At 63.2% G+C, this 8,866-nt stretch carries 6 protein-coding genes; all 6 read left to right on the plus strand.

Going from position 1 to position 8,866, the window contains the following annotated elements; genetic code table 11:
- Positions 1-5: 5 nt before the first annotated feature.
- The 6 genes from ACK4TE_RS13145 (at position 6) to ACK4TE_RS13170 (ending at position 8,682) form a co-directional block, all read left to right on the plus strand.
- Positions 6-1,265: an MFS transporter gene (locus ACK4TE_RS13145; protein WP_409911984.1), complete on the plus strand. Its 1,260-nt coding sequence runs from the start codon at positions 6-8 to the stop codon at positions 1,263-1,265.
- Positions 1,266-1,412: 147 nt separating this feature from the next.
- Positions 1,413-2,606 (plus strand): ADP-forming succinate--CoA ligase subunit beta, encoded by a 1,194-nt coding sequence (gene sucC / locus ACK4TE_RS13150; protein WP_409911985.1) that lies wholly within the window; start codon positions 1,413-1,415, stop codon positions 2,604-2,606.
- A 6-nt stretch (positions 2,607-2,612) separates the two neighbouring features.
- Positions 2,613-3,515 (plus strand): succinate--CoA ligase subunit alpha, encoded by a 903-nt coding sequence (sucD, locus tag ACK4TE_RS13155; protein WP_409911986.1) that lies wholly within the window; start codon positions 2,613-2,615, stop codon positions 3,513-3,515.
- Positions 3,516-3,666: 151 nt separating this feature from the next.
- On the plus strand, positions 3,667-6,675 hold the full coding sequence (locus ACK4TE_RS13160) for a 2-oxoglutarate dehydrogenase E1 component (protein WP_409911987.1): 3,009 nt from the start codon (positions 3,667-3,669) through the stop codon (positions 6,673-6,675).
- Between the two features lie 32 nt (positions 6,676-6,707).
- The gene (gene odhB / locus ACK4TE_RS13165; protein ID WP_409911988.1) at positions 6,708-8,234 is read left to right on the plus strand and encodes a 2-oxoglutarate dehydrogenase complex dihydrolipoyllysine-residue succinyltransferase; all 1,527 of its coding nucleotides are present in this window, start codon (positions 6,708-6,710) and stop codon (positions 8,232-8,234) included.
- 133 nt (positions 8,235-8,367) lie between these two features.
- Positions 8,368-8,682 (plus strand): ArsR/SmtB family transcription factor, encoded by a 315-nt coding sequence (locus tag ACK4TE_RS13170; protein ID WP_409911990.1) that lies wholly within the window; start codon positions 8,368-8,370, stop codon positions 8,680-8,682.
- Positions 8,683-8,866 lie beyond the last annotated feature (184 nt).

Below are 8,866 nucleotides of genomic sequence, written 5' to 3' on the forward strand. Positions count from 1 at the left end.
CACATATGTCAGACTACCGGAATGTGATCACGCTGATCCTTGCGATCTGCCTCATGCAGGCGGCGGCCAGTTTCATGGGGGTGATCACGCCGGTCGGACTCAGCGAACTCAAGGCCGGCGAAACGCTGACCGGCCTTGTCGGCGCGGTTTACTCGGCGGGGTTCATGGCGGGTGCCTGGCTGGGGCCCGCCTTGCTGGGCCGCTATGGCACGATCCGGCTGTATGCCGCTGCGGCCGCGATCACAGCTGTCTGCGCCCTTGTGATGGGCATGGTACCAGGCATCGCGGCGTGGGGCGCTGCGCGCATCATGCAGGGCATCGGCTTCGGCCTGTTGTTTGCGAGCGCCGAAAGCTGGCTGGGGCAAGCCGTGCCGAAAGACCGGCGCGGCGACATGATGGGGTTCTACTATTTCCTGTCCCGTATCGCCGGCTTGCTTGCGCCTTTCCTCGCTTTCGGCCTCTCAGCGCTTGATCCGCGCGGCCTCAACTGGGTGTCGATCCTGCTCTGCATGTCTCTCGTCACCCTCTGCCTGACCCGGCAGGCGGAGCCTGCGCCGCCGGAGCGGGAGGTGATGCGGCCGCTCGAGCTTTTCCGGCTCGCCCCCTCAGCCGTGACCGGCTGCTTCCTTGCCGGACTGCTCAACACGGGCACGCTGGCCCTGCTGCCCACCTGGACCAGCACTTTTGCTATCGGCGGCGGCGGAACCGGCGCGGCGGCCATGGCGGCAGCTGCGGCTGCCGCGGGCGCGCTGATGGTGCAATGGCCGGCCGGGCGGATCTCCGACAAGGTGGAGCGCCGCCTCGTGGTCGCCGGCCTGTCGCTGTTCTCGGGCGCGGCGGCGCTGGCGCTTGCAGCCGGGGGCACGCAGTTCAGCGAACCGGTCGTGCTCGCCCTGCTTGGCCTCTGGGGCGCAGGCGCGTTCGCCTTCTACGGCGTTTGCGCGGCCCACGCGATCGACCGCGCCGGGCCCGCCCGGATTCCGCAGGTGATGAGCGGCATTCTTTTTGTCTGGGCGGCAGGCTCGGTGATCGGGCCAGTGATGTCGGGCGTGGCGATGAGCCTCGGCGGGCCGCAGGCCCTGTTCGGCGTTGCCGCTGCCGGCCTGTTCCTGCTGGCCGGCGTGATGCTCGTGCGCAGCCGGGTCCGCGCGGCGCCTGCGACGGTTGCGCCCGAAGCCTTCATGCCTGCGGAGGCTACGTCCGTGGCCGTGCCGGTTCCGGACCTGCCGGTTCCCCCGCCGCGCGAGTCCGGCGAAGCGGATTGACCTCGGGGCAAATCGTGTCTGCTGGGTCCAAACCCTAGTACTCAGGCGATTGCTACGGGCGATTCTGCTGATATACACCGGCGCGAACCACAAGGCGGAGAGACTGGCGAGAGGCGACCCGTCCTGCTGCCGAACAGGGAAAACTCCATGAACATTCACGAATATCAGGCGAAGGCGCTGCTCAAGTCCTTCGGAGCGCCGGTGGCTGACGGTGTGCCGGTCCTGTCGCTGGCAGATGTGCAGAAAGCGGTCGACACGCTGCCCGGCCCGCTCTGGGTCGTGAAAAGCCAGATCCATGCCGGCGGGCGAGGCAAGGGCAAGTTCATCGAGAAGGAAGCCGGTGAGAAGGGCGGGGTGCGCCTCGCTTTCTCGAAGGAGGACGTGAAGAAACACGCCGAAGCGATGCTCGGCAAACACCTTGTGACCGCACAGACCTCTGCGGCCGGCAAGCAGGTGAACCGCCTCTATGTCGAGGACGGCGCCGACATCGACAAAGAGCTGTATCTCTCCATCCTGGTCGACCGGTCGACCTCCAACGTCGCATTCGTCGTCTCCACCGAAGGCGGTATGGACATCGAAGCGGTGGCCCATGACACGCCGGAAAAAATCATCACCGTCCAGATCGATCCGCTGAAAGGCGTGACGGCAGCTGACGCCGCCGCGCTGAACAAGGCGCTGAACCTGTCCGGGACGGCCGCCGAAGACGGCCTCAAGCTGTGGCCGATCCTCTACAAGGCCTTCACCGAGAAGGACATGTCGATGCTGGAGGTGAACCCCCTGATCGTCATGAAGAACGGCCACCTGCGCGTGCTCGATGCGAAAGTGTCGTTCGATGGCAACGCCATCTTCCGCCATCCGGACGTCGCCGCGCTGAAGGATGAGACCGAACAGGACGCCAAGGAACTCGAAGCGGCGGAATGGGACCTCGCCTATATTGCGCTCGACGGCACGATCGGCTGCATGGTCAACGGCGCCGGCCTTGCGATGGCGACGATGGACATCATCAAGCTCTACGGCGAAGAGCCGGCGAACTTCTGCGATGTCGGCGGCGGCGCCGGCAAGGAGAAGGTGGCAGCGGCCTTCAAGATCATCATGAAGGACCCGAACGTGAAGGGCATCCTCGTGAACATCTTCGGCGGCATCATGAAATGCGATGTCATCGCTGAAGGCGTGATCGCAGCCGTGAAGGAAACCAACCTTGCCGTTCCGCTGGTCGTGCGCCTTGAGGGCACGAACGTCGACCTCGGCAAGAAGATCATCCGCGAAAGCGGCCTGAACGTCATTCCCGCAGACGATCTCGACGATGCGGCCCAGAAAATTGTCAAAGCGGTGCGGGGTTAATTCGTCATGTCCATTCTGATCGACAAGAACACGAAAGTCCTGACGCAGGGCATGACCGGCAATACCGGTTCGTTCCACACCAGCCAGGCGCTTGAATATTACGGCACACAGATGGTCGGCGGCATCCACCCCAAGAAGGGCGGCGAGATGTGGACGGCGGCGAATGGCAAGGAATTGCCGATCTTCGCCTCCGTCGCCGAAGGCAAGGCCAAGACCGGTGCGACCGCCTCGGTCGTCTATGTGCCCCCGGCAGGCGCCGCCGCCGCCATCGAGGAAGCGATCGATGCGGAAATCCCGCTGATCGTCTGCATCACCGAAGGCGTGCCGGTCATGGACATGGTGCGCGTCAAGGCGAAGCTGAAGAATTCGAAGTCGCGCCTGATCGGGCCGAACTGCCCGGGCATCATCACGGCCAACGAGTGCAAGATCGGCATCATGCCGGGCTCCATCTTCAAGAAAGGCTCGGTCGGCATCGTCTCGCGCTCCGGCACGCTGACCTATGAAGCCGTGTTCCAGACGACGAATGCCGGCCTTGGCCAGACCACCGCGGTCGGTATCGGCGGCGACCCGGTGAAGGGCACGGAGTTCATCGACATGCTGGAAATGTTCCTGGCAGACGACGAGACGAAATCGATCATCATGATCGGCGAGATCGGTGGCTCTGCCGAAGAGGACGCTGCCCAGTTCCTGATCGACGAGGCAAAGCGCGGTCGCAAGAAGCCGATGGTCGGCTTCATCGCGGGCCGCACGGCTCCAAAGGGCCGCACAATGGGTCATGCGGGCGCCATCGTGTCCGGCGGCAAGGGCGATGCGGAATCCAAGATTGCGGCGATGGAAGCTGCGGGAATCCGTGTAAGCCCAAGCCCGGCGCGCCTTGGTACGACGCTGGTCGAAGTGTTAAAGGGTTAGAAGAACCCTGTAGAGTAACAGCTGGCAATTGGCGGGCCTCGGGAAGGGGCCCGCATGCCGGCGGGCAGCTGCAGCCCGCAACCTGCAGATGGTGTTACCCGTCCCCATATCTGCGCCCGGGGATGGCTGGTTCTAGAAGGATGTATTCCCCATGGCGGATGATGGCAGCCCGGTGAACGGCCCGCGTGGCAAGGACAATGCCGCGATGCTTGAGACTGCGTTCCTGTATGGCGGCTCGGCTCTCTGGATCGAACAGATGCAGGCTGCCTATGCGAAGGATCCGTCCTCTGTGCCGGAAAGCTGGCGCGTCTTCTTCGCGGGCCTGGGCGATGAGGCCGTGGCGGCTTCGCGCAATGCGCAGGGCGCCAGCTGGAAACGCCAGGGCTGGCCACGCGACGTGCCGGACGAACAGATCGCCGCCTTCGACGGCAACTGGGCAAAGATCGAGGCAAAGCTCGAGAAGAAGATCAAGGCCGCAAGCCTGGCTGCAGCGCCTGCGGATATCTCGCAGGCAGTGACGGATTCGATCCGCGCGATCATGATGATCCGCGCCTACCGTATCCGCGGCCATCTCGCAGCCCAGCTTGATCCGCTGAACCTCTCGCGTTTTGACGACCAGCCGGAACTTGATCCTGCGACCTATGGCTTTGCGCCCGCAGACCGCGACCGCCCGATCTTCATCGACAATGTTCTTGGCCTCGAGCGCGCCAGCATCAACCAGATGCTGGAGATTCTGCGCCGCACCTATTGCTCGACGCTCGGCATCGAGTTCATGCACATCTCGGACCCCAACGAGAAGGCGTGGCTGCAGGAACGCATGGAAGGCCCGGACAAGGGCGTTGCGTTCACCCGCGAAGGCAAGCTCGCGATCCTGCGTAAGCTGATCGAAGCGGAAAGCTTCGAGCGCTTCCTGCACAAGCGCTATCCCGGCACGAAACGGTTCGGTCTGGATGGCGGCGAGGCGGCGGTGCCGGCGCTGGAGCAGATCATCAAGCGCGGCGGCGCGCTCGGCGTGAACGAAATCGTTGTCGGCATGCCGCACCGGGGCCGCCTCAACATGCTCGCCGCTGTGATGGGCAAGGGCTATGAGAAAATCTTCCACGAGTTCCAGGGCGGCTCCACGCAGGGCGCCGGCGAGTTCGGATCCGGCGATGTGAAATATCACCTCGGCGCGTCTTCGGACCGCGAGTTTGATGGCAATGTCGTTCACCTCACCATGAACGCGAACCCGTCGCACCTCGAAGCGGTGAACCCGGTCGTGCTCGGCCGCACGCGGGCGAAGCAGTTCATGGAATCGCGGGAAACCGGTACGCTCGACCGCTCGCACAAGCTGCCGCTGCTGCTGCACGGAGATGCGGCTTTTGCGGGGCAGGGGGTCGTGGCGGAATGTTTCGCGCTCTCGGGCCTGCAGGGCTACCGCACCGGCGGCACGATCCATTTCATCATCAATAACCAGATCGGCTTCACCACGAGCCCGATGTATTCGCGCTCCTCGCCCTATCCGTCAGATGTGGCGCTGATGGTGCAGGCGCCGATCTTCCATGTGAACGGCGATGATCCTGAGGCGGTCGTCTATGCCGCGAAAGTGGCAACTGAATACCGCCAGAAGTTTGCGAAAGATGTCGTCATCGACATGTTCTGCTACCGCCGCTTCGGCCACAATGAGGGCGACGATCCGACGATGACGCAGCCGGTCATGTACCGGGTGATCAAGGACCTGCCGTCGACGCGCGAACTCTATGGCCGCCGCCTCGTTTCGGAAGGTATTCTGTCTGCGGACGATGTTGACGGGATGGTGAAAGAGTTCGAAGCCTTCCTCGAAGCCGCCTTCACCAAGGGCAAGGACCTGAAAACCAACAAGGCCGACTGGCTGGAAGGCGAATGGTCGGGCTTCAGCCTGCCGATCGACGAAGACCGCCGCGGCAAGACCGGCGTCGCAAAAGCCAAGCTCAAGGAGCTGGGCGATGCGATCACGCGCCTTCCGGACGGGGTCGATGTGCACAAGACGGTTGAGCGCGTGATCGCACGCCGCCGCGAGAGCTACGAGGCCGGCAAGGATATCGACTGGGGCGGCGCGGAGCATCTCGCCTTCGCCAGCCTTCTGGATGAAGGTTTTCCTGTGCGCCTCTCCGGTCAGGATTGTGGCCGCGGCACGTTCGTGCAGCGCCACAGCCATATCGTCGACCAGACCTCCGGCGAGCGCTACACGCCGCTGAACCATATCAGCGACAAGCAGGCGCCGTATGAAGTGATCGACTCGCTGCTCTCCGAGGAGGCGGTGCTCGGCTACGAGTATGGCTACTCACTGTCGGACCCGAATACGCTGACCTGCTGGGAAGCGCAGTTCGGCGACTTCGCCAACGGCGCGCAGGTCTATTATGACCAGTTCATTTCCAGCGCCGAGCGCAAATGGCTGCGGATGTCGGGCCTCGTCGTGTTGCTGCCGCATGGCTATGAAGGTCAGGGTCCGGAGCATTCCTCGGCCCGCCTCGAACGCTTCCTGCAGATGTGCGCGGAAGACAACATGCAGGTGTGCAACCTGACGACGCCGGCCAACTATTTCCACGCCCTGCGCCGCCAGATCCACCGCGAGTTCCGCAAACCGCTGATCATCATGACCCCGAAATCGCTGCTGCGCCACAAGCTGGCCACCTCGACCTTCGACGACATGAACGCCAAATCGACCTTCCACCGCATCCTCTGGGACGATGCGGAGACGCCGGGCCGTGAGGGCAAGGTGAAACTCGTCAAGGACAACAAGATCCGGCGCGTCGTGCTCTGCTCGGGCAAGGTCTATTACGACCTGTTCGAAGCGCGCGAGGCGAGCGGGATGGACGATGTCTACCTGCTGCGTGTCGAACAGTTCTATCCGGTGCCGCGCAAGTCGCTGGTGACGGAGCTGAAGCGCTTCCCGCAGGCCGAGATCGTCTGGTGCCAGGAAGAGCCGCGCAACATGGGCGGCTGGACTTTCATCCGTGACGAACTCGAATGGTGTGCCGGCCAAGCCGGCAACCGCCAGCCGCGCCCGAAATATGCCGGCCGTCCGCCATCCGCGGCGACCGCGACGGGCCTGTTGTCCAAGCACCAGGCCGAACAGCAATCACTGATCGGCACGGCCTTCTCTCCCGATCCGGTCGATGACCGGATTGTCGCCCCCTGACCACAACCGCTTACCTTCCGGACACAGATCAAATGACAGACATCGTCGTGCCCACTCTCGGAGAAAGCGTTACCGAAGCGACCGTTGGCCGCTGGCTGAAAGCCAAAGGCGACGCGGTCAAGAAGGATGACGTTCTGGTCGAGCTCGAAACCGACAAGGTGTCGGTGGAAGTCTCTGCCAGTGAAGATGGTATCCTCTCGGATATCTCGGTGAAGGAAGGCGAAACCGTCGGCATCGGCGCGCTGCTCGGCAAGCTCAACGGCTCCGGCGCATCGGCGGCGAAGCCTGCGCCGGCCGCCAAGCCGGCGGCTGCTCCGCCGCCTGCACCTGCTGTCGCTGCGCCCGCGCCGGCAGGCAGTGTGGTCGACGTGCTCGTGCCCGTCATGGGCGAGAGCGTGGCCGAAGGCACGGTCGGCTCCTTCTCCAAAAAGGTCGGCGAGAAAGTGAAGAAAGACGAGACGATTGCCGAGATCGAGACCGACAAGGTCGCGCTCGAAGTGCCTTCGCCTGCGGATGGTGTCGTGCTCGAACTGCTGGTCGCCGCCGGTGCGAGCGTGGCGCCGGGCTCGGTGATCGCGCGCATCGGCCCTGCCGGCGCGGGCACTCAGAAAGCTGCTGCCGAAGCGACGCCTGCAAAAACTGTCTCCACGCCTGCCGCGCAGCCTGCTGCGACGGGCGAGCGTCCTGTCTCTCCCTCGGTGCGCCGTATCGCCGCCGAATCCAGTGTGAACCCCGCTGACATCCCGGGCAGCGGCCGTGACGGCCGCGCGACCAAGGCCGATGCGCTTGCCTATGTGAACCAGCCGAAAGTGACAAAGATGCCCGATACCGAGGCCCCCCGCCCGCCGCGCGAAACCGGTCTGCGTGAAGAACGTGTACGGATGACGCGTCTGCGTCAGACGATCGCCCGCCGCCTGAAGGAAGCTCAGGACACGGCCGCGATGCTGACGACGTTCAACGATGTCGACATGTCGGCGGTCATGGACCTGCGCAAGAAACACCAGGACGCCTTCGTTGCCCGCCACGGCATCAAGCTCGGCTTCATGAGCTTCTTCGTGAAAGCGGTCGTGGGCGCGCTGAAGGAGGTGCCGGCGGTCAATGCCGAAATCGACGGTCAGGACCTGATCTACAAGAATTATTATGACATCGGCGTCGCCGTCGGCACCGACAAGGGCCTCGTCGTGCCGGTCGTGCGCGGCGCGGATGAGTTGTCGCTCGCCGGCATCGAGAAAGAGATCGCCAATCTCGGCAAGAAGGCCCGCGATGGCCAGCTGACCATTGGCGACCTGCAGGGCGGCACCTTCACCATCTCCAATGGCGGCATCTATGGCTCGCTGATGTCCACGCCGATTCTCAACCCGCCGCAGTCCGGTGTGCTCGGCATGCACCGTATCGAGGACCGCCCGATCGTCCGCAATGGCCAGATCGTCATCAAGCCGATGATGTATCTCGCCCTCAGCTATGACCACCGCATCGTTGACGGCAAGGAAGCCGTCACCTTCCTCGTGCGGGTGAAAGAGGCGCTGGAAGATCCCGAGCGGATGCTGCTGGAAGTCTAGTTCAGCGTACAAAGTCTCCAGCGTGTGCCGAGGCCGCCAGCAATGGCGGCCTCTTCGATTCATGCGCATTGTTGCGGTATCAGGCGGAAGTTTCTGCGTTGACATGCAGGTAAATACCTGCATATTATCCCTCATGGATGCAGACATGGTTTTCAAGGCGCTAGGCGATCCGACCCGACGAATGTTGCTCGACATCCTCTGTGAAAGGAACGGACAGACCCTCAGCCAGCTGTGCGAAAATTTGGATATGGCCAGGCAGTCGGTCACCCAGCATCTCCAGATTCTGGAGGAGGCCAACCTCGTCAGCACCCTCCGGCGAGGCCGGGAGAAGCTCCATTTCATTAACCCCGTGCCGCTGCATGAAGTTTACGAGCGATGGGTACGGAAATTCGAAAGGCAGCGGCTCAGCCTGCTGCATGACCTGAAGAAAGAACTCGAAGGAGACTAAACATGGCGGCAGAGACAATCAGTCTTGTGTATGTGACCTATATTGCGGCGCCGCCTGAAAAGGTGGTAGCGTCCCGGGGCGTGGTGTAAATTCGACCTGAGGAAGGTCATCGTGCGCGAATCCGTCGAGGTTGTGGTTGCGACACTCCAACCAGAAGGACCTCACACGATGACCGAAGACAGAT

The organism is Hyphomonas sp., from assembly GCF_046313975.1.
Taxonomy (GTDB): Bacteria; Pseudomonadota; Alphaproteobacteria; order Caulobacterales; family Hyphomonadaceae; genus Hyphomonas.

Excerpts from the sequence above, each read along its gene's own strand:
- ACK4TE_RS13145 (WP_409911984.1), top strand. The coding sequence starts at position 6 with ATGTCAGACTACCGGAATGTGATCACGCTGATCCTTGCGATCTGCCTC.
- sucC (WP_409911985.1), top strand. The coding sequence starts at position 1,413 with ATGAACATTCACGAATATCAGGCGAAGGCGCTGCTCAAGTCCTTCGGA.
- sucD (WP_409911986.1), top strand. The coding sequence starts at position 2,613 with ATGTCCATTCTGATCGACAAGAACACGAAAGTCCTGACGCAGGGCATG.
- ACK4TE_RS13160 (WP_409911987.1), top strand. The coding sequence starts at position 3,667 with ATGGCGGATGATGGCAGCCCGGTGAACGGCCCGCGTGGCAAGGACAAT.
- odhB (WP_409911988.1), top strand. The coding sequence starts at position 6,708 with ATGACAGACATCGTCGTGCCCACTCTCGGAGAAAGCGTTACCGAAGCG.
- ACK4TE_RS13170 (WP_409911990.1), top strand. The coding sequence starts at position 8,368 with ATGGATGCAGACATGGTTTTCAAGGCGCTAGGCGATCCGACCCGACGA.